This is a genomic window from Chitinophaga sp. GbtcB8 (assembly GCF_019091455.1).
Classification (GTDB): domain Bacteria; phylum Bacteroidota; class Bacteroidia; order Chitinophagales; family Chitinophagaceae; genus Chitinophaga.
Genome location: NZ_JAGXJN010000307.1, coordinates 1 through 246 on the forward strand (window position 1 = coordinate 1; position 246 = coordinate 246).

At 48.8% G+C, this 246-nt stretch carries 1 protein-coding gene; it reads left to right on the forward strand.

Annotated features, from left to right (window positions below):
- Positions 1 to 246: hypothetical protein (locus KVT36_RS31950; protein WP_217607472.1), on the forward strand; the 246-nt coding region annotated here is incomplete at both ends.

Sequence of the window (246 nt, forward strand, 5' to 3'; positions counted from 1 at the left end):
TCTCACCTACGATCATACCTTTGCAGAGAAACACCGTGTGTCCTTTAGCGGTGGTGCGGAATACCAGTACACCAAAGCACAACAGATCTATGCCGGTGCTTCTGACTTTGCAGACCCGTTCTTTAAGAACATTATTGTTGGTACCTACTCTGGTAATGATGCAGGGGGCACCCTTCAGCTGTTGTCTGGTGCCGCTTTGTTCTCCATCGGCCTGGAATCATATTTTGGCCCAGGAGGGTATAGTTA